Origin of the sequence: Novosphingobium terrae (assembly GCF_017163935.1) — a bacterium.
In the GTDB taxonomy this organism is placed as follows: domain Bacteria; phylum Pseudomonadota; class Alphaproteobacteria; order Sphingomonadales; family Sphingomonadaceae; genus Novosphingobium; species Novosphingobium terrae.
On the sequence record NZ_JABVZR010000001.1, the window covers coordinates 1,622,471 to 1,643,965 of the forward strand.

Annotated in this window: 19 protein-coding genes and 1 pseudogene; 15 read left to right on the forward strand and 5 right to left on the reverse strand. The window is 61.6% G+C overall.

What is annotated here, in order from left to right; all coding sequences use genetic code 11:
• The 12 genes from HGK27_RS07360 to HGK27_RS07415 all read left to right on the forward strand — a co-directional run bounded on the left by HGK27_RS07360 (position 1) and on the right by HGK27_RS07415 (position 13,660).
• Positions 1-1,572 carry a tannase/feruloyl esterase family alpha/beta hydrolase gene (locus tag HGK27_RS07360; protein ID WP_206239937.1) on the forward strand — a complete coding sequence of 524 codons (1,572 nt, stop codon included), beginning with the start codon at positions 1-3 and terminating at the stop codon, positions 1,570-1,572.
• Positions 1,573-1,645: 73 nt separating this feature from the next.
• A complete protein-coding gene (locus HGK27_RS07365; protein ID WP_206239938.1) occupies positions 1,646-3,355 on the forward strand; it encodes a tannase/feruloyl esterase family alpha/beta hydrolase in 1,710 nt (569 codons plus the stop codon).
• A 264-nt stretch (positions 3,356-3,619) separates the two neighbouring features.
• Positions 3,620-4,969 carry a multicopper oxidase family protein gene (locus tag HGK27_RS07370; protein WP_206239939.1) on the forward strand — a complete coding sequence of 450 codons (1,350 nt, stop codon included), beginning with the start codon at positions 3,620-3,622 and terminating at the stop codon, positions 4,967-4,969.
• A 33-nt stretch (positions 4,970-5,002) separates the two neighbouring features.
• Positions 5,003-5,509: a c-type cytochrome gene (locus HGK27_RS07375; protein WP_206239940.1), complete on the forward strand. Its 507-nt coding sequence runs from the start codon at positions 5,003-5,005 to the stop codon at positions 5,507-5,509.
• Between the two features lie 148 nt (positions 5,510-5,657).
• On the forward strand, positions 5,658-5,864 hold the full coding sequence (locus HGK27_RS07380) for a hypothetical protein (RefSeq protein ID WP_206239941.1): 207 nt from the start codon (positions 5,658-5,660) through the stop codon (positions 5,862-5,864).
• Between the two features lie 13 nt (positions 5,865-5,877).
• Entirely contained in the window at positions 5,878-7,806 is a 1,929-nt protein-coding gene (locus HGK27_RS07385; RefSeq protein ID WP_206239942.1) for a carboxypeptidase regulatory-like domain-containing protein, read from the forward strand.
• Positions 7,803-8,888, forward strand: coding sequence for a beta propeller repeat protein (locus HGK27_RS07390; protein WP_206239943.1), 1,086 nt, complete (start codon positions 7,803-7,805; stop codon positions 8,886-8,888). Before HGK27_RS07385 ends, HGK27_RS07390 begins: the two co-directional genes overlap by 4 nt.
• Before the next feature lie 469 nt (positions 8,889-9,357).
• Positions 9,358-10,536, forward strand: coding sequence for a glycosyltransferase 87 family protein (locus tag HGK27_RS07395; RefSeq protein WP_206239944.1), 1,179 nt, complete (start codon positions 9,358-9,360; stop codon positions 10,534-10,536).
• A 397-nt stretch (positions 10,537-10,933) separates the two neighbouring features.
• Complete coding sequence (locus tag HGK27_RS07400; RefSeq protein ID WP_206239945.1) at positions 10,934-11,377, forward strand: hypothetical protein; 444 nt, start codon at positions 10,934-10,936, stop codon at positions 11,375-11,377.
• 89 nt (positions 11,378-11,466) lie between these two features.
• The gene (locus tag HGK27_RS07405) at positions 11,467-11,628 is read left to right on the forward strand and encodes a PepSY domain-containing protein (RefSeq protein ID WP_206239946.1); all 162 of its coding nucleotides are present in this window, start codon (positions 11,467-11,469) and stop codon (positions 11,626-11,628) included.
• Positions 11,628-12,293: a response regulator transcription factor gene (locus tag HGK27_RS07410; protein ID WP_206239947.1), complete on the forward strand. Its 666-nt coding sequence runs from the start codon at positions 11,628-11,630 to the stop codon at positions 12,291-12,293. The genes HGK27_RS07405 and HGK27_RS07410 overlap by 1 nt, the downstream gene beginning before the upstream one ends.
• Positions 12,290-13,660 (forward strand): sensor histidine kinase, encoded by a 1,371-nt coding sequence (locus tag HGK27_RS07415; protein WP_241126915.1) that lies wholly within the window; start codon positions 12,290-12,292, stop codon positions 13,658-13,660. The genes HGK27_RS07410 and HGK27_RS07415 overlap by 4 nt, the downstream gene beginning before the upstream one ends.
• A gap of 13 nt (positions 13,661-13,673) precedes the next feature.
• Here the strand turns inward: HGK27_RS07415 and HGK27_RS07420 are convergent, their stop codons facing one another.
• The 4 genes from HGK27_RS07420 to HGK27_RS07435 form a co-directional block, all read right to left on the reverse strand.
• Entirely contained in the window at positions 13,674-14,081 is a 408-nt protein-coding gene (locus HGK27_RS07420; RefSeq protein WP_206239948.1) for a VOC family protein, read from the reverse strand.
• 15 nt (positions 14,082-14,096) lie between these two features.
• A complete protein-coding gene (locus tag HGK27_RS07425; protein ID WP_241126917.1) occupies positions 14,097-14,507 on the reverse strand; it encodes a helix-turn-helix transcriptional regulator in 411 nt (136 codons plus the stop codon).
• A 257-nt stretch (positions 14,508-14,764) separates the two neighbouring features.
• A complete protein-coding gene (locus HGK27_RS07430) occupies positions 14,765-16,174 on the reverse strand; it encodes an ATP-binding protein (protein WP_206239949.1) in 1,410 nt (469 codons plus the stop codon).
• Positions 16,175-16,885, reverse strand: a complete 711-nt coding sequence (locus tag HGK27_RS07435) for a response regulator (RefSeq protein ID WP_206239950.1) — start codon at positions 16,883-16,885, stop codon at positions 16,175-16,177.
• Between the two features lie 185 nt (positions 16,886-17,070).
• Between HGK27_RS07435 and HGK27_RS07440 the strand changes: the two genes are divergently transcribed.
• A complete protein-coding gene (locus tag HGK27_RS07440; RefSeq protein ID WP_206239951.1) occupies positions 17,071-19,422 on the forward strand; it encodes a TonB-dependent receptor in 2,352 nt (783 codons plus the stop codon).
• A gap of 15 nt (positions 19,423-19,437) precedes the next feature.
• Entirely contained in the window at positions 19,438-20,118 is a 681-nt protein-coding gene (locus tag HGK27_RS07445; protein WP_206239952.1) for a Fe2+-dependent dioxygenase, read from the forward strand.
• 173 nt (positions 20,119-20,291) lie between these two features.
• On the opposite strand, the pseudogene HGK27_RS31395 reads toward HGK27_RS07445, so the two are convergent.
• Positions 20,292-20,374 (reverse strand): annotated as a pseudogene (locus tag HGK27_RS31395) (IS5/IS1182 family transposase); the annotation flags it as partial.
• Between the two features lie 259 nt (positions 20,375-20,633).
• Here HGK27_RS31395 and HGK27_RS07450 point away from each other — a divergent pair.
• Positions 20,634-21,386, forward strand: a complete 753-nt coding sequence (locus tag HGK27_RS07450; protein ID WP_206239953.1) for a hypothetical protein — start codon at positions 20,634-20,636, stop codon at positions 21,384-21,386.
• Positions 21,387-21,495 lie beyond the last annotated feature (109 nt).

A 21,495-nucleotide genomic window follows, 5' to 3' on the forward strand; every position in this document is an offset into this window, starting at 1 on the left:
ATGAGATCGAAGCTGAGCCGCTCCGCAACGCAGCTTGCTATCCTGCCGCTTGCCTTCACTTTGGGGGGCGGGGTTGGCCATGCCTCGCCAGCCTCCTCTACCTCATGTGACGCGGCAGCCCGTGCGACGCTTTCCGATGGGCAAATCACCGGGGCGACGCTGGTGGCTCAGGGCGCCATGCCCGCGCCGCCCGGTTTCAACGGTGCGGCGCCCAACCAGGCGAGCCTCGATCTCTATGCCTCCCTGCCAGCCTTCTGTCGCATTCAGGCCGATCTGCATCCTGCCCCGGATTCTGACATCAAGATCGAGGTCTGGGCACCTGTCCAGGGCTGGAACGGGCGGCTGCAACTGCTGGGCAATGGCGGCTATCAAGGGGCGATCCAATATGGTGATATGGCGCTTGGCCTGAGCAAATCCTATGCGGTGGCCTCAAGCGACACCGGGCATAGGCCAGAACACAATCAGGATTTCTACGTCGGCCATCCCGAAAAGGTTGTCGATTGGGAAGTCCGCGCCGTGCATGAAACAGCTGTGGCGGCTAAGGCGGTGGTCGCCAGCCTGTTTGGCACAGGACCCAAATATTCCTACTGGAACTCCTGCAGCACCGGGGGGCGACAAGGCTGGATTGCAGCGGAATATTATCCGCAGGATTTTGATGGATTGGCCATTGGCGACCCCGCCAATCCGATGACGCGGCTACAGGGCAGTTCGCTCTGGCTCAATCTGATGCTCAACCGTTCGGCCACCAGCTTTATCTCACAGGAAAAATGGGCGCTGATCCATCAGAGCTTCACTCGCGCCTGCGATGCGCAGGATGGGCTGAAGGACGGTCTGGTGGAAAACCCGCTGGCCTGCCGTTTCGACCCCCAACAGTTGCTGTGCAAGGGAGAGGATCAAACCTCCTGCCTCACTGCCCCTCAGCTGGACTCGCTCAGAGCGGTGACGCGCGGCATGCGGAGCAAGAGCGGGCAGCAGCTCTATCCCGGCTATCCGATGGGTTCGGCCTTGTTGCCGGGGCCGGTCGGGGGCAAGAACCCGGACCCTTCCGCGCCGCAGACTTATCGTATCCTCTACAAGGACCCGAGTTGGGACTTCCATCGCTTCGATGTCGAGACCGATATTCCGCGAGCCGACAGGCTGGGCTATCAGACGATGAATGCGGTCAATCCGGAAAAGCTCAAAGCGCTCTTCGCGCGCGGCGGCAAGGTGCTGATGTATCACGGTTGGGATGATCCGGCGATTACGCCGATGATCGGGCTCAAGCTCTACAGCGATGCGGTGCAGGCCAACGGCGGGCCGAAGAAGACGAAGGATCTGATCCGCCTGTTCATGATCCCCGGCAAGGCCCATTGCGGCAATCCCTTCGACCAGATGGAAGTGATCACCCGCTGGGTCGAGCAGGGCGTGGCGCCGGATACGATCACGGTGTCCTATGCCGCGGTGACCGCAGGCGACGCTCCGCATGGTCCCCGCATCCGCAAGGTCTGCGCATGGCCTCAGACGTCCCGCTACAAGGGGCAGGGCAGCGTGGATGATGCCGCCAGCTTTGCCTGCGTCAAATCCGGCACGTGATCATCGGGCGCCGGGCACAAGCGCGGCGCGACAGGGGAGGTTTTTCGAGATGCGCTCATGGTTTTCTGATCGGATGATGCGTGGCGCCGGCGTTGCCGGTGTCGCGATGGCGGTGGGGCTGGCAGGTCTGCCCGGGCAGGCGCAGGCCGCAACGGCGGATCGGCTCGATCTGGCGCCGGTCAAACCCGTGGTATCCTGCGAAAGTCTGTCTGCGCTCCGCTTCGATGGTGTGACCGATGCGCCGACCACGGTCACCGCGTCCAGGGTCGAGCAGACAGAAAAGGGTGCCTATTGCAAGGTGGAAGGCACGGTGGCGCCCACCATCGCCTTCACCGTCGAGCTGCCGATGGAGCGCTGGACCCAGCGTTTCCTCGAAAACGCCATGGGCCGCCAGACACCCGCCTGGTCGAGCGGCTGCGCACCGGCCACAGATGGTGAATTTGTCGTGGCTTCCGATCACTCCACCGGGGCGGGCGGGGGCCAGACGGATGTTGCCTGGACGTCGCAAATGCAGAAACGCATCGATTATGCCTATCGCGGCAATCATCAGACGGCGCTGGTGGCCAAGGCGCTGATCCGCGCCTTCTATGGGCAGGCACCCAAATTCTCCTATTTCATGGGCTGTTCGGAAGGGGGCCGTCAGGCGCTGATGGAGGCTCAGCGCTTTCCCGATGATTTCGACGGGGTGACGGCGGGCGCTCCGGTGGCCATCGACAGCGTCCACAATGTGTTTTTCCACCCCTGGGAGGATCATGTGAACCACCGCGCCGATGGTTCGCGCATTCTGGTGAAAGACCGGCTGGCGCTGCTGCATGCGGCGGTGGTGCGGCATTGCGGCACGGCGGCGGGGCTGATCGATGGCATGTTGCAGCAACCCACCGCCTGCCGCTTCGATGCGTCATGGGTGCAATGCGCGCCGGGTAAGGAGAGTTCGACGTGTTTGACGCCTGAAGAGGTCGCTGTGGTGGAGCGTCTCTATCGAGGACCTTCAGGCGATACCGGGCGCAAGCTGGAGATCGGCGGTTGGCCGCTGGGCTCGGAGGGCTTCTGGAAGCTGTCCACTGCCACCGAATATGGTGATCGCGAAACCAAAGAGGGCTTCGCCATGCGCCGCCTGTTCTTGCCCCCGGATGGTGAGAAAAGCGCCGGGCAGCTTGAAGCGGAATTCCGCTATGACCAGAGTTTCTATGACAAGACCATGGCTCTGGCCTCGCTCTACAACGCGGCCAACACCGATCTGGCGCCTTTCGAAAAGCGTGGCGGCAGGCTGATCCTGTGGCATGGTGCGGAAGATCTGATCGTGCAGCCCGAGATCTCGCTGGCCTATTATCAGGGCGTGCAGAAGCTGCTGGGCGCGGCGCGCACAGACACCTTCCTGCGCTATTTCCTGTTGCCGGGCGTGGGGCATTGCACCGGGGGCGAGGGGCCGAACCAGATCGACCTGCTTACCCCGCTGATGGCCTGGACGGAGCTGCATCGTGCGCCCACCAGCCTGACAGCAGGCAAGGTGCAGGATGAGCCGGGCGGTATGGGCCGAGGGCCTACGCCGCCTTATGCCGCTCCGGCAAAGCCGACCAGCTACACGCGCCCGATTTATCCCTTCCCCCAGGTGGCCCGCTACAGCGGTCAGGGGGATGCGAAGGATGCGGCCAGCTATGTGTCGGTACGCGGGCCGATCAAACTGCCCCAGACCTATGACACACAGGCTGAAAGGCTGATCGGGCCGGACAATCAGCGGGATTGGAACGTGGTCGACGGCAAGCTGGTGGATTCAGCGCGATAAAGCCGTGCTTGAGGGAGTGATGAGCGCCCATTGCGCTCTCGCTTCCATCAAGCGGTCCCAAAAAAATGCAGATGGGCTGGAAGGATTTGTCAGCCGCGAAGGCTCATTGAGTTGAGAGCAGAAAAAGCATCGACATGTGTTGGGGAGGTCAGTTGGGCGATGGAGCGCCGTAAATTTCTCGCTGGAATGTCAGCTCTTGCCACGGCGTCGGCCCTGAAACCTTCCTTTGCTTCAGCCATGCAGGGCGGGATGGATATGGGGCCTATGGACATGAAAGGCCATGCGATGGGGCATGAGCCCGTCGCGCCCCCGCCCGTCGGCAAGGCTGATCACACCTTGCGCATCGAGCCTTGCAAGCTGGAGATCGCGCCGGGCGTGACGGTCGAGACCACCGCCTTCAACGGCCAGGTGCCCGGGCCGATGCTGCAGCTCAAAAAAGGCGTGCCCACAACCATCGATGTGATCAACGCCACCGATGTCGAGGATCTGACCCATTGGCACGGGCTGCACACCGATGTGCGCAACGATGGCGCCATGGAGCAGGGCGCGTCCATGATCAAGCCGGGCGAAACCTTCCGCTATCACCTGACGCCCGAGCCTTCAGGCACGCGCTGGTATCACACCCATGCCATGGCCGGGGACAATCTCAATCTGGGTGGCTATTCCGGCCAGTTCGGCTTTCTCACGGTCGATGGCGGGCCCTCGCCGGGGGATTACGATCAGGAGCACTATCTCGCCATCCATCACTGGGTGCCGCATTTCGTGCCGATGGTGATGCAGATGCAGGCCATTTCGGCCAATCGTCCCGTCTCGGTGGGATCGGACGTCGCCTATAAATATGCCACGGTCAATTCGCACTGTCTGGGCGCAGGTGAGCCGTTGCGCGTCAAGAAGGGGCAGCGCGTTCTGCTCCACCTGCTCAATGCCAGCGCGACGGAGAATGTCGTCATGGCGTTGCCGGGGCACACATTCAAGGTCATCGCGCTCGACGGCAATCCGGTGCCCAATCCGCGCAAGGTCGAGACTCTGTCCATCGCGGTGGCCGAGCGGATCGATTGCATCGTCGAGATGGACAATCCGGGGGTGTGGATATTGGGTTCGACCCTGCCCGAAGTGCGCGACATGGGGCTGGGCATCGTTGTGGAATATGCCGGAGAAAAGGGGCGGCCCGTGTGGCACGATGTGCCGCAGGCCCCATGGGATTATCGGCAGTTTGCCTCGGAAACGCAGGCGCCCACGCCTGACAAGGTCTTCAACCTGCAATTTATCGACGTTGGCACCCGTGACGGTTCGATGTTCGACACCTGGACCATCAACGGCAAGGCGTGGCCGGAGGTTGACCCGCTGCTGGTGGAAAAGGGCAAGCGCTACCGCATGCTGTTCCACAATCTGAGCGGGGACCAGCATCCTATGCATCTGCATCGCCATTCCTTCGAAGTGGTGGCGATCGACGGCAAGCCGATGAGCGGGCTGATCAAGGATACGGTCAATGTGCTGCCATATCAGCGTGTTGCTGTTGATTTCATTGCCGATAATCCGGGCGACACCATCTATCACTGCCATATGCAGCTGCATATGGATCACGGTTTCCTCGGGATGATCAAATATGTCTGAGGCTGTCGCATCAGGATTTGGGGAGCAGGGAATGTGACAAAACAGGCGTTAATCGCGGGGCGTGTCGCTGTCGGCCTGCTGGCGGTCTCTGTGACCATCGCGGCCTTTGGCCAAGGCGGGCAGCATGGCATACCTCAACCGGAAAAGGTCTATGGTGATGGCGTTACATGGCCGCTCAAGGTCAAGGTGTGGCAATATGACGTCCCGAAGATGATCGAACAGGCCAAGGTGCCCGAAGATGTGAAGGCCGGACGCATTCTCTGGGTTCAGAAATGCGCTTACTGCCATGATGGCGTCGGCTCACCGACTTACCGCACGATGGGGCCATGGCTGGGCGAAGAGATGATCGCCAACATTGGCGAAGCCAATGCGAAGAATTTCATCAAGAACGGTGATGTTCGCATGCCCGCCTTCAAATACAATCTGGAGGATGAGCAGATCGACCATCTGATCGCCTTCCTCAAAACGGTGAAATCCGACCAGAAGCCCACGGCAACTCAGCTTTCCGGGCGGGGCGAGGGGCAGGCGGCCAGCGACTGAAGGGCTTTGTGGGATGCTCACGCGTATCAACCCAGCGATGAACCACTCGCGCCGAGGGCTTTGCCTCGCGGCTATCGCTACCGTGGCTCTGCTCACAGGTTTGTATGGTCAGGAGGCCGCGGGCGCAGCGTGGCGAGAGGCGCCCGGCATGACCCGGACCATCAAGGATGCGCGCGGCAGGCCGATCGCGGATGTGGCCATCTGTGGTGACGGTGCTGGCTCACTGACTGGTCGTGATTCAGAATCGCGGTTTGGTGAGGGGGTTCTGGCCTTCCTGCAGAATATGAAACCCGAACAAAAGCCCGTGGCAACCCAGCTTGCCGGGCGGGACGAAGCTGGCGCTTCCAGGCACTGAAGGGCATTTCGAGATGCGCAAGACAATCAAGGCAGCGATGAAGAACCCGAGCCGTGTGATTTCTCTGGCAGCCATGGCCGCCGTCACATTGCTGGCGGGGGCGCGCGGTTGGGAAGCGATTGGCGCGACCCCGGCCGAACCACCCAGCCTGATCGGCACGATCAAGGACAGTGCGGGCAAGCCGATGGCCGGAGTGGCGATCACCGCTCAGGCTGACGACAAGCTGTTCAAGACCACTGTCTTCACCGATGAGCGCGGCGACTATGTCTTCCCGACCTTGCTGGCCGGGCAGTACCGGATCTGGGCGCAGGCGGTGGGTTTCACCACGGCGCGCGCGCAGAGCCCCCTCGATCCTGCCAGGACGGTGCGTGAGGATTTCACCCTTCCGGTGCTGGCCAAATATGATGCCATGATGACCGGTGCGGACTGGATGAATTCGCTTCCTGAGGACACGCTTCAGCACAGGAAGATGAAGCAGGTGCTCTTCGTTACCTGCTCGGGTTGCCATGGTTTCGACGTCATCCTCAACAACCGCTTCAACGAGGCGGGCTGGCTGCGGCTGGTCAAAGCCATGGAATCGGCCGATTACACCGGCTATCGCGGTGGCGATGATATTCCCCCCAACCAGCTCAACTGGGAGGGCTTCGTCATGCGGCGGTTCGAAAAGGATCTTGCCGCCTATCTGGCCGAGATGCGCGGACCCAATCCCTCGCCCTTCCAGTTGAAACCCCTGCCGCGTCCGACGGGTGAGGCGGCGCGTGCCGTGATCACCCAATATGACCTGCCCATCCAGGATCGCCCCAATGAAGACGCCTGGCATCACGGTGACGATTGGATGAGGGGGGAGGCCACCGGCATGCATGGCACGGTGGGGCTGCATGATGTGGTTGCGGCGCCTGATGGCATGGCCTGGATCACCCAGTCACGCACCACGGTGGAAACCAACCGCAGCCTGATCAAGCTGGACCCGCGTACCGGCGAGATGACGGTCTTTACGCTTCACAATCCGCGCGGTCAGCCGATGTATTTCGAGCAGATCAGCGACAAGGCGCTCGGCCCCAAGGGCACGATCTGGATGCATGGCGCAGGCGCGCTGGTGCGGCTCGACACGCTCAGCCCCAACCCTTTCACCGGCTATCCGATTCCCACGGCCTATGGCGGCACGCAGAATTCGATCGATGGCGACAACATCGGCCGCGCCTGGATCAATGGCAAGTTCGGCATCGTGGAATTCGATCCGGCCAAGCTTGGCGAAAAGGATGTGATGTTCCCGGGCTGGGCGCATTATTTGCAGGATGTGGTTGGCAATGGCACGACCTATGGGCAGGCGGCGGATTCTAGGAACAATCCATGGTGGTCGGCCAGCTATTCCGATGTGGTGGCCACCAAGGATATGAAGACCGGCAAGGTCACGCAATTTGCCATGCATGACAGCAAATATGACGCCCGCAAGGCGCTGATGTCGGCGGCGGATCTCAAGTTCTTTGATTCCGTGGGCAGCCTCACCTGGGGCAGCACGGCGGGCGATCCTACACCCTGGTCGGAAATGCCGCGCCGTCTGGCCGCCGACAAGAACGGCACAAAGGTCTGGGTGCCGAACTGGGCCGCCTCCAGTGTGGCCGAAATCGACATCAACACGCACAAGGTGATCTATCACGAGATGCCCTTCTGGGCGCATCCCTACAAGACAGCGGTGGATCAGAACCACAATGCCTATTGGAGCGTGCAGGCGGGCGAGGGCATGTTCAAGTTCGACGCCAGGACGCGGCAAATGACCTATTTCCCACTGCCGACCCATGGTTGCAGCCCCCGCCACATGAGCTTTGACGATTATCACAACGAAGCCTGGGTGCCTTGCGATCAGGCCGATACGGTGGACCGTATCCAGTTCCGCTCGCCGGCTCAACTGGCGGCGCAAAAAGCGGCAGCGAGGGTCAAATGATGCGGTTTCTTTCTCCCATGGCGGTGGTGCTTGGCTTGTTGGCAGCAGCCCCCGTGCAGGCGCAATGGCACGGGCTGCTCTCCGGCACGCATGAGGATCTGAGTGCTGTCTCTGCCATCGATGGTCAGATCGCCTGGGTCTCGGGCGCGCATGGCACCGTGCTGCGCACACAGGATGGCGGCACCAGCTGGCAGGCCTGCGCGGTGCCGCCCGGCGCCGCAGGTCTTGATCTGCGCGGCGTGCAGGGCTTCGACAAGGATACCGCAGTGGCGATGGCCGGAGGGCAGGGGCAAGCTTCCCGCCTGTTCAAGACCGCCGATGGCTGTCGCACATGGAAGGTGGTCCTGGCCAACCCGGATGCTGCCGGGTCTTTCGAGGCGCTGCGCCGGGCTACGGCCTATGACATCTATCTGCTCGGCCTGCCGGTGGACGGCAAATTCGTGGTCTATCTCTCACGCAATGCCGGGGATAGCTGGACGCGACAGGTTGATGACGGGCTGGCCGTGCCCTCAGGCGCGCATCCGGGAGTGGGCGGCAGTTCGGCGATGACCAATGTGCTTTCCTTCATGGCCTTCGGCGGGGCGGGCGAGGGCGCGCCGGTCTACAGCTATGGTCCGCTTTGCAAGGGCAAGGCCTGCGAAGTCGGCTGGAGCGGTAAGCCCACGCCTCTGGCACAGGGCGGGGTGACGGCTTCTGTGGCCGGGCGCAATGTTATGGTTCCCGCGACAGGCACCGTCACGGGAATCGGCACGATGCCAGCAACGACGCTGGTGGCGGTGGGGGGCAATCCGCAGCAAGGGGCGGGCGCGGCTGCCTTCAGCACGGATGGGGGCGCCAGTTGGAAGCCTGCCAGCGTGGCGCCGGGCGGTTATCGGTCAGCGGTCGATTTTGATGGCGATCACAACCGCTTTATCGCTGTGGGGCCGGAAGGAACGGATGTGACGGTCGATGACGGGCTGATCTGGGCGCCGCTGCGTCCTGCGCCGGGCGGAAGCACCGAGGAGGGCAAGGGCTGGACGGCCCTCTCGGTTCCCTTCGTGGTCGGGCCGCATGGCCGTATCGGCAGGCTACCCAGCGAATAGAGCCGTAACGATGGCGGGAGCTGCAACCGATTTTGACGGAAAAGCGATCGGTGTCTTTCGCCCCGCCTAGGCCGAGGCGGTGATCAACGCGCTCGCGCGACAGGGCAGAAATGCCCGGGCGGCGCGTATCTTTGCTCGTACCCACGCTCTGCCGTTTTGAGCCGCATTCTGAAACCACGAGAGCATTGCACTTCGGCGGGTCAGATCTCGTGAATATCTTCACCAGTTTGGCACCACGAGCTTGAGAGGTGGTGCAACTTTCTCACGACATCGCCAAGGCCACATTATTGGAGATTGTCTCGCTGAGGCTGAAATTCCTGGTGCACCAGGGCGATTTTTTCGGCGTCAAGAGCAAGGCTTGTCCCTCAAAGAGAAAGTTTCTTGAATTTCCGCATCTTGCCTCATTTTTCTTTTGTTCCCATACCCAAAATCGATCGAATATGACGCGCGATGATTCAAGGATGCGAGGATGGATAACAAGATGACCACACAGCGCGGTGATAGTCTTCCTTTTCTCGTCTATCTCAACTTCGCCATTCTCTTGCCGATCAGCTTTTTTCAGAACGGATTGCCGCGCTTCGCCTTGCTGACGGTTTTCGGGCTCGGTTTCTTGTTCCTGATCACGAACAGGAGAGCACGGCCGGTCCTTGACGACATGCTGAAACAAATCGGCGTGGCTGGCCGCTGGGTGCTCTTTGAGGTCATGCCGGCCATGGTGTTGTTGATCTCGCTGAGATCCCCCAATAAGGTACGGATCTGGGAAGCCCTTGTCGTTCTGGTGCTGATCGGCGCCCTGTTGTGGCGCGATGATCGTATCGCGCGAAACCCCAAGCGGGCGTTGGACGGGATGCCATGGTTCGGCTGGATCTTGCTCCTGTTTGCGCTTTCCGTTCCCTTGCTCAATCTGGCCAGCGGTTTGCTCGTGCCCAAGCTGTCTGACGTCGCCACGACAACCGTCGATGCGGCACGGTTGCTCCTTGAAGGTCAGAATCCTTACGCGGCCGCTCTCGACCCCTATGGCGCTGCCAATGCCCATGACCCGGCCTTTGGCGGTTACAAGTACCTGCCACTCATGATCCTGACCCATATGCCTTTTGTGGTGCCGATGGGCCCTTTGGCTGTGCTCGGGATCAATCTGCTGCTGGTTACGCTCCTTTGCGGCGTAATCTGGAAGCTGTTGGAGAGGAAGGCGCAGGATGCAGTCACGAGCGACGAGCGGTTGGTGGTCCTTGCCGTGCTGCTTGCAACACCAGAGCTTGCGGAAAGCGCTCTGGCCATGGGCTTCAATGATTTGGCCGGTACAGTTCTGGTGCTTGGCGCCTTTCTGCTGCGGGAGCGTTCGGCAATGCTGGCAGGGCTGTTCGTCGGATGCAGCCTGTCTTGCAAACTGATGCCCGGACTGGCCGCCGCGACCATTGTTTTTCCTCCCGAGCGCTGGAAGCACTATCTGCTGGGTATGGCTCTGGGGCTGCTGCCGACACTGGTGTTCCTGGTGTGGGAGCCGCAAGCGTTCATTCGCAATGTGCTGCTGTTCAATCTCGTTCGTTCGCCAGATCCGACCTCATGGCGTATGTTGCGCCGTCCTGGCTCGGTCGTGCCGCCGGTCTTGGCGCGCTGGCCGCGTGGCTGGCCAGTTCGGTCTGGCTGATGCTGCGGGGGGCGGGAGGACGCGCAGGATCGGCCCGTGATCGGGAGCAGCCGGATACGCGATTTGTCCTCTATGTGTTCATTACGCTCTTGTTGATTATGACGGGATCGACGGCGCATGACGACTACATGATCTGGTGGATGCCGGCTGCTCTCGCAATTCTGGCGCGCGAGAATGATGGGTCGCGAATGTCGGCACCAAGAAGCGTGCAAGCTCAGAGTGATATTCGCACGGCCTCCGCGTAAGGCTCTCTCTCGAAGGAGCGGGAGGCGTGTCACCGCGCTTCGCCTGATCGACATCCATCACCATGTCGTCAGCCTGGCGTCAGCGCTCCTTTGTTAAGCCTGCATCACCGGCAGCCTTCTAACGGCGCCGTTCCTTAGATGCAGGAGGTCCTATGACGTTTCGTGCGTATCAAGCCTCGATCCTTGCGCTGATCGCCTCGTGCTGTCCGTTGACGGCTGTCGCCGGCACGGGCGGTGGCCCAAGCCCCTTGCCAAGCTTTTCGACCATGGAGTTCGAGATGCCGGCGGATTCCCTGAAGGCTTCGTCCGATCCCTTGTGGAAGTCCTATGCCACGCGGCAGACGCGCATGGCGCCCATGCGCGATGAAATCCTTGCGGCCATTCCTGCAGGAACGTCGGCCCAAACCGCGCAGGCCCTTCTTCAGCAGGCCGGGGCACGTTGCCGTTCAGCAGCGCCGGACCGCATGGCTTGCGACTATCACACAGTCGAAACCCGTGATGAATTCCTCGACGATGTGCATTGGAACGTCGATGTCGGGGTGCGTGACGGGGCGGTTGACCAGCTTTCGGTCCAAAGAAACTGGGTCCGCCACTGAAGGCCTGGCGACTTGCGCGTTTCGGGGCACCGGGCAGCATGATGCCCCCGGCGCCCCTTCGCATGTCAGCCGGATGCCGGACAAGAGCGATGACCCGGCGCCAGATCGCCAGCGATATCCTCAAGGTCGAATTGGAGGACAGGGCGGACAAGCTCGCCTATGATCTCACAATCTTGGCTCCCGATGGCCGGCTGCGCGGCATCAGGCTGAACGCGCGCAGCGGTGCCATCATCCGGATTGAGAAGAACTGATGCGCATTCTGGTGGTTGAGGACGATCCCGACGTTGGTGACGATCTGGCCGCGGCCCTGACCCGGGCAGGGTTCGTCGTCGATCTCGTGCGCGATGGCGAGGAGGCCTGGTTCCGGGGCGATACCGAGGATTATGCCGCCGCCATTCTCGACCTTGGTCTCCCGCGCCTCGATGGGTTGAGTGTGTTGCGTCGCTGGCGGGCAGGGGGGCAGGCTTTTCCGGTGCTCATCCTTTCGGCGCGCGGCGACTGGACCGAAAAGGTCGAGGGTATTCAGGCGGGCGGCGACGATTATATGGCCAAGCCCTTCATGATCGAGGAATTGATCGCCCGTCTGCGCGGCCTGTTACGGCGCGTGGCCGGGCACCTGTCCTCCACCATCGCGGTCGGGCGGTTGACGCTGGATACATCGCGGATGGCGGCGTCGATCGATGGGCGGGCGGTGTTGCTCTCTCCGCTCGAATTCCGTTTCCTTGACCTGCTCAGCCATCAGCCGGGGCGGGTTGCCGCCACACATGCCATCGCCGAACATCTTTATGGCACGAGCGAGAGCAGCGACACCAATGCCATCGAGGCGCTGGTTACCCGCCTGAGACGCAAGATCGGCGCCGATATCGTGGTGACCCGCCGCGGGTTGGGCTATGGTCTGGCCGAAGAGGCGCCATGAACACCCGCTCCATCCATGGGCGGCTGATTTTTGGCGCGGCGCTGACGATCCTGCTGGCGCTGGGCATCGCCGGCAATGGGCTGGTCTGGCTGTTTCAGCGCCATATCGAGCAGCGCGAAGGTCTCTCTCTGGAGGTCAAGGCCAGAGAGTTGCTGCCCGGGCTGCATGTCGATGCCCAGGCGCGCCCCTCTGCCCAAACGCTCCCTTCGGACAGCCGTTTCCTGCATCCGGGGAGCGGCCTCTATTGGCAGGCCAATGCTCCGGGCGGTGTGATCCGTTCGCGCTCCTTGTCGGATCAGTCCCTGAGCATGCCGAACCCGCTGACCGGCGATCCATCCGGCGAGACGTGGAGTCTGCGCCATACCGACGGCCCCTTCGGCCATCGCCTGATCGTCATTGCCCGCACCATCCGGCCTGATGCCGGGCGCCCGCCCGTTCTGGTGCAATTCGCCACGGATGGTGATGCGCTGTCGCTTTTTCAGAACGAGTTCCGGATGGAAACCGCGCTGGCGCTGTGCCTGCTCTGGGTGGTGCTGGTGCTGGCGGCGGTGGTTCAGGTGCGTTTGGGGCTGGGGCCTTTCCGCCGTGTGGGGGCCGAACTGGATCTGCTGCGGCGCAACCCCGCCGAGCGCCTCTCCACGGATCACCCGCGCGAGATCGCTCCGCTTGTCGAGGCCATCAATGCCCTGGCCGACGCGCGCGCCGCCGATCTCGACCGGGCGCGGCATCGTGCCGCCGATCTCGCGCATAGTCTCAAGACGCCTTTGGCCGCGCTGGCAGCGCAATCGCGCCGCGCCCGTGCGGAGGGTGCCTCCAGTGCAGCCGATGCGATCGACCGCACCATCGCCGTGGCACAGGCCGCGCTGGAAGCTGAACTGGCCCGCGCGCGTTCGGCCATCGCCCGTGAGCGGGAGGCGCCCGCCCGCGCCGATGTTCTGGCCACCATCGAAGGGGTTGTGGCCGTGGTGGAACGCACCGATGCCGGCAGCCTGCTGGTGTTCGACATCGATGTACCCGCAGGGATCGAGGCGCCTCTCAGCTCCGCCGATCTGGCCGAGATTATCGGCGCCTTGACCGAGAATGCAGCCCGTTTCGCGCGCCGGCGCATCGCCATCTCCGCCTGGGCCGAGCGAGGCTGCATCCGCATTGCCATTGCGGATGATGGCCCGGGCATGGAATCGGACTGGATGTCTCGGGCCATGCTGCGGGGGCAAAGGCTGGATGAGGCCGGTCCTGGCCATGGTCTGGGCCTGCCGATTGCCGCTGATCTGGTCGCGGCAACCGGAGGCACCTTGTCACTGACCTCCGGCGGGGCGTCAGGTGGTCTGACGATCGATCTGAGCTGGCCGGATAACACACACCCATGACGCGATGGGGCAATCAGCGGCCCGTTTGGAGGATTTTCCAGCCATTTCCGGAAGGGTCACGGAAATTGGCGTCGACATTGCCATAGCGCTCGACCGGTTCTTGCGTAAATTCGACGCCCCGGTCGCGCAGCTTGTCATAGGTGGCGCGGCAATCGCTCACGGCCATGACGAGAGGCGGCATCGCGCCCTTGGCGACCAGTTCGTTGAGGGCCTGAGCAGTTGCCTCATCATGCATCGGCGCCTGAGGGCGAAACAGTCCGAGTTGGAAGGAGGGCTGGTCCGGGTGCTGCACCGTCAGCCAGCGAAAATCACCATTGCGCTGATCGGTGTGGACATGAAAGCCCAGCTTTCCGACGTAGAAGTCATGGGCCTCGTCCTGATCGCGCACGTAAAGGCCGACCATCTGGATTGAATCGCTCATTGTGCTGTTCCTTGCTTAAGACGGGACCTCAATATCCTCGTGGCGATGTCGACGCTTCTCCGAAACTGCTGTTGTGAGGTGAGGGCGCGATGCCGCGCTCAGATAGCAGCCGGGGACCTGGGCTGTGGGCTGCGCCAGCCTTTGCTCGCGCTGACGCAGTGTGGTGGGACTTTCGCCTGTGATCTCTCGAAAGATCCGGCCAAATGTCCCCAGACTGTTCCAGCCGGTGTCAAAGGCGATGGAGGTGACGGGCAGGTCGGTGTCCCGCAGCAGAGCCTTGGCCCGTTCGATGCGCCGTGTCAGCAGATAGCGATGTGGAGGTATGCCATAAGCCTGCCGGAATGCGCGGGCAAAATGCGCTTTGGACACGCCGCTGACCCGCGCCAGCCGTTCGATCGGCCAATCCTCATGAGACGCCGCATCCATGCGATCCCTGGCCCGCAGCAGCCGGCGCAACAGCAACGGGCATTGGCGATGGCCGGAGAATCGACTGGTGGGTGGATCTGACATCATGCGGGGAGCTTAACGTCTGGCCTTATCTACGGACAAGGCCGCCGATGAGGCCGGTAGGCGATGCATAAGGTTGGTTCCCTATGGTCAAGCCCAACGCCTCATCCGCAAGTGTCGCCCCCCGATGGGCCTCCTGAAACGTCCTTCTTGCGCTGGATACTCTCACCCTGAGGTCAGGAGGTTGCGCCCGACAATCTGGGGAAGACTACATCGACAATCAGACCACCCGAATGGCGATTGCGCAGTTCAATCGTGCCCGAATGGAATTTCACGATGTTGGCCGCAATGCTCAAGCCCAGCCCGAACCCGCCGGTTTCCGCTGCGCGCGATGTCTCAACCCGGTAAAAAGGCTCAAGCACCTGTGTGAGAAGCGCCGGCGGAATGCCCGGACCATCATCGCGGACTGAAATTCGCAAGCGCGTGTCTTCGATAGCTACCTCAATCTGCGCACTTCCCGCATAGCGCAGCGCGTTTTCGATGAGGTTCTGGAAGCATCGCTTCAGGCTTTGGGGATAGCCCAGCATCGTTGCTCCTGGCGATCCGATCAGCTCGATCCTGGCGCCCTGTTCGCCCAGAACATGCACAAGCGCATCAAGGATCTGGAACAGATCGAGGGGCATGGCGCCTTCATCGCTGGTCCCGTCCTGCATGAAGGACAAGGTCGCGTTGACCAGCGTTTCCATGTCGAGCAGGTCGCGCCGGAACGGTTCCCGCATCTCGGCGGGCAGCTGCGTTTCGGTACGCAGGCGCAGGCGCGTGATGGGCGATCGCAGATCGTGCGAGACAGACGTCAGGAAGTGCGAGCGCTCCTGCATGGCCTTCAGCAGCTTGGCCTGCATGAGGTTGAAGGCCTCGGCGGCTTGTCTGACCTCCTCCGGCCCATCGGTCGGCAGAGGCGGCTGGCGAATGTTGCGCCCCAGCGCTTCGGCGGCACTGATCATCCGTTTGAGCGGCTGCATCGCAATCCGGACCGCCAGCAGCGCGATCAGTGCGATGATGATCATGCGCACCAGATAGATCCGCAGAATGTAATCCGTGATGGTCGCGAGGCAATGTGTGCCCGCGCCATGCTGGCCCTCTGAGGCCTCCACCTTCAGCCAGCCGGAGCGATGCGGAACCGCGACGAACATCGTGTAACGGCCCCGTGGTTCGCGTGCACAGAGCAGGGCCGACATGCCCGCGACCTGCCCGTCATCACCCAGAATGTCCGCACGGGTGACGCGCAGCTCGGCGATGGGCCCGGCTTCCTCCTCGATAATCCTGCGCATGATCCGCAGGGCATTGGCATCGATGCCGATCTTGCCAGACGCCTTGTCCGGGGTGTTGACCGCAGCCGCATGGAAGAAGTCCGTCTGCAACGGGGCCAGTGCGCGTTCGGGCGCATCCGTTGCCGTGGACAGAAGCTTCAGCGCATCCCCAACCCTGACCGCCACGATGCGGTTGGGGGCATCCATCAAAGCCCTTTGCCGGCGGTCAAACCAGACCGTGCTGGTGAAGAGCTGGGCGCCGAACAGACCCGCGATCAGGATCAGCGCGATCCGGCTGCCGAGGGAGCGCGGGACAAGGCGGTGAAGCAAGCGCATTCAGGCGTCGATCGAGACATCGACAGGCAGGGCATAGCCGCTGTTCCTGACGGTGCGGATGATCGTTGGCCCCAGCATCTGGCGCAGGCGGCTGATGCAGACATCGACCGCACGGTCGAGCGGGCCCCGTTCGCGGCCATAGATCTGGCGGTGCAGAAAATCGCGGTTGAGCGTGCGGTGCGGATGGCGCAGCAGCAGACGCAGCATCTGATAGTCCGCGCCGCCCAGCACGGTCACGGTGCCATCCTTCGCGATCAGGCTGCGCTGACGCATGTCGAGCCGCCACCCCTCAAAGTGCAGCGTGCCGATTTCCTCGATCTGCGCTTCAGGCGGGAACTGGCGGATGCGGCGCAGCACGACCTTGATCCGCGCCAGCAGCTCGCGCGGGTCGAAGGGTTTGACGATGTAATCATCCGCGCCCATTTCCAGCCCGATGATGCGGTCGACCGGGGCGCCCCGGGCGGTCAGCATGATGACCGGGATCTGCGTGCGTTCGCGCAAGGTTCGGCACAGTTCAAGGCCATCGACGCCGGGTAACATCAGGTCCAGCACGATCAGGTCGGGCAGAAAACGCTCCAGCACACGCCACATCGCCTCACCACTGTCAGCCGACCTTGCGGTCAGCCCGGCATCACCCAGATATTCGCAGAGCAGATCGCATATTTCCCGGTCATCATCGACGACAAGGATTTTGATAACCTCCGTTTGCAAGCATTCCTCCAGAAAAAGCGTTCCATTCGCAGCCAAAAGTTATCGCAATGGCCGCCTATTACATTCCATTACAAAACGGCTTACCCGGTTACATCATAGGGGCCGCCATTCGGTTCTCATCTTGTGTCCACCTGCTATTGGCGCCGCATCATATGCGAATGCGTCGCAGTAGAGAAGGGGCATCTATGGAAACATATCAATCCGGCCAACCGTCAGGCATCGTGCGCAAGGTCAGCACCACGCGCATCCTGCCGGTGGGGTTGTTGTTGGCACTGGGCACGCAAGCCCACGCGCAGCAGGCGGAGCATCCCGTTTCCCTGGGCGGCATCACTGTCGAGGGCGAGGCCATGTCCCCCTATAAGGCCGATACGGTCCAATCGCCCAAAATGAGCCAGCCCCTGCTCGACACCCCGCAGAGCATCAGTGTGGTGACCGCCGAGGCGCTGCATGAGCAGAATGCACTCAACCTGCAGGATGTGCTGAAGAATGTGGCCGGCATCACCTTCACCTCGGGCGAGGGCAATCTGGGCTGGGGTGATTTCTTCACCATCCGGGGCTTCTCTTCGGAAACCAGCATCACCGTGGATGGCGTGCGCGATGGCGGCATGTCCAGCCGCACGGATATCTTCAATCTGGGGCAGGCAGAGGTCTATAAGGGCACCGGTTCGGTGGAATCGGGCGTGGCGGCCACGGGCGGCAGCGTCAATCTGGTCAGCAAGGAAGCGGGACTTGAGAATTTCGCCCGCGCCTCGCTGGGGCTGGGTAGCCAGAATTACAAGCGCGCCACCATGGATGTGAACCACAAGCTGGGCGAGACCACCGCCCTGCGCATCAATCTGATGGCGCATCACAATGATGTCGCCCGCCGCGATCAGGTCAATTACGAGCGTTATGGCATCGGCGCCTCGCTGGCCACCGGCCTTGGCACAAGCGACCGCTTCATCCTCGACCTGTTCCACCAGCGCGACCACAATGTGCCCGACACCGGCCTGCCGATCCAGCGCGGCACTGGCGGCCAGCGCATGCCCAATGTGCCGGAAAACGCCTGGTACGGTGCGACGGGCATCTATGCGCAGAACACGCAGATCGATACCGTCACCGCGCGCTACGAGCATGATTTTTCCGCGACCTCGCGGTTGCGCAGCCAGTTCCGCTATGAGCGTTCGGACAATTGGGGCACCTATGCCCCCGCGCGTTTCAACGCCGCCAGCGCGAATGGCACACAGACCTGCACGGGTACGCGCTGCGCCACGCTGGGCTATACCGCCTCGGGCGGGCTGACCAGCATCGCGGGCATCAACAGCTACACTGCTTACGCCAACACCGCGAACCAGCAATATGCCACGCTGCGCGGCGCCGATTACGGCACCTCCAAGCGTTATGAGATCCTCGACAATCAGACCGATCTGAAGACCAGCTTCCGCACCGGCCCCTTCAAGCACGATCTGACGGCGGGTTTTGAACTCTATCGCGAATTCTACGGCGATCACGAGCGCACCACGCTGACCCCCGCCACAGCCATGACCTTCTATCTGGCTGCCCCGTCCACCAGCTTTGCCGCCACCACCACAGTCAAGGGTGCGGGCAGCGTGCGTGCCCATGTCGACAGCGTGGGCGCCTATATGAACGACACCATCTCGCTGGGCGAGAAATGGCAGCTGCAGACCGCGCTGCGCTTCGACCGCTGGAGCGCCGTCTCCTCGGGCGCCAGCCGCACCGATGTGGCGCTGAGCGGCCGCGCCGGGCTGGTCTACAAGCCGGTGAAGACGGGGGCGATCTATGTCTCCTTCAGTCAGGCCTCCGAGCCCTCGGCTGTGGGGCTCACCACCAACAACACCATCTACGGCGCCGCCGCCACCGCCGCGCTCAAGCCCGCCACCGCGCGCACCTATGAGGCGGGCACCAAGTGGGATCTGATGGGCGGCGCGCTGAATCTGACGGGCGCCATCTTCCGCACCGAACTCTCCGACAGCTGGGAGTATGGCGATAGCGATACGTCGCCGGTGCGCGCCCTGCCTGCCAAGCGCGTCGATGGCTTCGAGCTGGAAGCCCACGGCGAGATCACCAAGCGCTGGTCGGTGATCGCCAGCCTCTCGCGCCTGAAAAGCCGCATCACCAAGGGCGTGAACAAGGGCGTGGAGGCCGCCAATGTGCCCGACTGGAGCGGCAGTCTGTGGACCTCCTACAAGATCACGCCCAAGTTCGAGGTCAGCTATGGCGCGCAATATGTCGGCAAGCGGCGCTTCACCAACTTCCGCTATGTCGGCGGGCAGAACAACAATGCCAGCTATGCCTCGGGCCCCTCGGGCGTCTATGCGGTCTATACGCTGGATAATGAGAAGGCCCCGGCCTATTTTGTGCAGAACATCGCGGCACGCTGGAAGCTGCGTGACTATGCGTCGCTCAACCTCAATGTCGCTAATCTGACCAACCGCTTCTACTGGTCGCGCATCGGCTCTTCGCTCGATGGGTTCCAGATCTATGGCATCCCCGGCGCGGGCCGCACCGTGACGGGCAGCCTCGACCTTTCCTTCTAACCTGCAGGAACCCTCATGCTTCTCGAAATCCCCGATGTGTTCACGCGCGAAGAGGCCGCCGCGATGCATGAGGCCCTGTGTCAAGCCGACTGGCTGGACGGCAAGGTGACGGCGGGCGCGCAATCCGCCAAGGCCAAGCGCAACCGCCAGCTGGCCGAGAGCCATCCGCTGGCCCATGATCTGGGGCAGCGGATTCTCGAAAGGCTGGCGACCAATGCCGTGTTCATGGCCGCCGCTTTGCCCGAAAAGATCTACCCGCCACTGTTTAACAGCTACGAGCCCGGCCATGATTTCGGCGACCATATCGACAACGCCATCCGCCCCATCAACGGCACGCGGGAACGGGTACGCACCGACCTTTCCGCCACGCTGTTTCTGGCCGAGCCCGACAGCTATGACGGCGGCGAACTGGTGATGCGCACCGGCTTCGGCACGCAGGCGGTGAAGCTGGCGGCGGGATCGCTGCTGCTCTACCCCGGCACCAGCATTCATCGCGTCGAGCCTGTCACGCGGGGGCGACGCATCGCCTCCTTCTTCTGGGTGCAGAGCTTGATCCGCGACGATGGCCAGCGCGAGATGCTGCTGGATCTCGATATGGCGATCCAGCGCCTCACCCAGACCGGGGCAGAGCAGAATGCGCTGATCCAAATAACTGGTGTGTACCACAATCTGCTGCGGCGCTGGGCCGATCTTTGAGTGGTCGAGCTGATCTTCATCATCCTGGAATAGGCAGGATAGAAGTCCGCTTTGTTGCCGGCAGCGACTTGTATGGAGAAGATAGTTCGAAGGTGGATCTATCACACCCCATGTTTTCATGGCGGTGGATTGAAGGAATAATCGGACGCAAGAGCAGACTGTTGCAGTTGACGAAAAATGATCCCGCTCAGCGCCCCCGATCGTCCGCCCGAGGTTTGCAATGGCTCTTGGGAAAATACGGTGACAGACGTGCCATCTGCTCGTTCGTCAGCCAATAACGCTCATGCCAGATAGATTTTCCGGAGCGGCTGACCGAGGAGGATTGGGATTTCTGTTGTAGGTTGGCGATCTTGTGAAACTTCTATGGATATCATGAAGAATTTAAAAAACACCGCGGGATATTATGGAATTTATATGTTGCTTCTTCTGAAAGCAGGATGAAATCACCTAAAGAAGATTTCGGTAGTTTTTCATTATAGATGTTAGAAATCCGGAAAATTCCGAGGAGTTTTGCGATGGTTTCCTCTGTTTCGGGCGTCACGAATTCAGCATATCTGACGTTAACGCAAGCCGGTGTCAGCAAGGCTCTTGCCGCGTCCTCGGCAGCTTCTTTCTCCCATACATTGACAGCGTCAGCCGTCCGCAGCCAATCCGTGTCTGCTCAAGCAAATGCCAAAGGAGCTTACCCCTCCACGACACCCATGGCGACCATCACCGTCCAAATGGGGCTGGGGGGACAATTGCAGCAAATGCAGATTGACGACAGCTTCTTCGATCCGGGGCATTACAAGCAAGGCGATCCCATAGCATGGATGAACACCGGCACCGTTTCAGCACTTCAGGCTTATGTTGGCGATCGCATGAACCGATTTCTTGCCGCAAATGGTATTCCCGAAGCGCCAGCGAAAATCACGTTTGCACAATATGATAACTCAATTCAAATTCCCAGCGACTATAAATACGCGGATCAGTTGCGAGAGGCTTTGGCCAACGATCCGGGGATGAGCAAAGCCTTGACGGAAACACATGCCCTGTCGAGCCAGCTTGCCTATTATGCGCAGTTTGATCCGCTCACCAAAGCCTGGTCTCATGCCACCAGCAATGCGGACATGGACGCCATCACCAAGCTGTTCAGCTATCTTTACACAAACCCTGCGCCGGCTCCGGAACTTGAATTCCTGTTCGGTCCGAACGGATCTTTTTCCGTCAGTGCAAGCGGTCAGCCTTTCGATCAATATGTGCTGGAAGCGCAAAAGCCAAAGGTTTGAAGGTACGCGCCAAGAGCATGGCGCCGGCGTTTGCAGTTCACAGTGAGCAAATGCCTGCAGGTGCAATGCAAGCGTCCGTGGCCGCATATATCCAATTCTTCGGTGTTTG

Excerpts from the sequence above, each read along its gene's own strand:
- HGK27_RS07360 (WP_206239937.1), top strand. The coding sequence starts at position 1 with ATGAGATCGAAGCTGAGCCGCTCCGCAACGCAGCTTGCTATCCTGCCG.
- HGK27_RS07365 (WP_206239938.1), top strand. The coding sequence starts at position 1,646 with ATGATGCGTGGCGCCGGCGTTGCCGGTGTCGCGATGGCGGTGGGGCTG.
- HGK27_RS07370 (WP_206239939.1), top strand. The coding sequence starts at position 3,620 with ATGGACATGAAAGGCCATGCGATGGGGCATGAGCCCGTCGCGCCCCCG.
- HGK27_RS07380 (WP_206239941.1), top strand. The coding sequence starts at position 5,658 with ATGACCCGGACCATCAAGGATGCGCGCGGCAGGCCGATCGCGGATGTG.
- HGK27_RS07385 (WP_206239942.1), top strand. The coding sequence starts at position 5,878 with ATGCGCAAGACAATCAAGGCAGCGATGAAGAACCCGAGCCGTGTGATT.
- HGK27_RS07390 (WP_206239943.1), top strand. The coding sequence starts at position 7,803 with ATGATGCGGTTTCTTTCTCCCATGGCGGTGGTGCTTGGCTTGTTGGCA.
- HGK27_RS07395 (WP_206239944.1), top strand. The coding sequence starts at position 9,358 with ATGGATAACAAGATGACCACACAGCGCGGTGATAGTCTTCCTTTTCTC.
- HGK27_RS07400 (WP_206239945.1), top strand. The coding sequence starts at position 10,934 with ATGACGTTTCGTGCGTATCAAGCCTCGATCCTTGCGCTGATCGCCTCG.
- HGK27_RS07405 (WP_206239946.1), top strand. The coding sequence starts at position 11,467 with ATGACCCGGCGCCAGATCGCCAGCGATATCCTCAAGGTCGAATTGGAG.
- HGK27_RS07410 (WP_206239947.1), top strand. The coding sequence starts at position 11,628 with ATGCGCATTCTGGTGGTTGAGGACGATCCCGACGTTGGTGACGATCTG.
- HGK27_RS07415 (WP_241126915.1), top strand. The coding sequence starts at position 12,290 with ATGAACACCCGCTCCATCCATGGGCGGCTGATTTTTGGCGCGGCGCTG.
- HGK27_RS07420 (WP_206239948.1), bottom strand. The coding sequence starts at position 14,081 with ATGAGCGATTCAATCCAGATGGTCGGCCTTTACGTGCGCGATCAGGAC.
- HGK27_RS07425 (WP_241126917.1), bottom strand. The coding sequence starts at position 14,507 with ATGGATGCGGCGTCTCATGAGGATTGGCCGATCGAACGGCTGGCGCGG.
- HGK27_RS07430 (WP_206239949.1), bottom strand. The coding sequence starts at position 16,174 with ATGCGCTTGCTTCACCGCCTTGTCCCGCGCTCCCTCGGCAGCCGGATC.
- HGK27_RS07440 (WP_206239951.1), top strand. The coding sequence starts at position 17,071 with ATGGAAACATATCAATCCGGCCAACCGTCAGGCATCGTGCGCAAGGTC.
- HGK27_RS07445 (WP_206239952.1), top strand. The coding sequence starts at position 19,438 with ATGCTTCTCGAAATCCCCGATGTGTTCACGCGCGAAGAGGCCGCCGCG.
- HGK27_RS07450 (WP_206239953.1), top strand. The coding sequence starts at position 20,634 with ATGGTTTCCTCTGTTTCGGGCGTCACGAATTCAGCATATCTGACGTTA.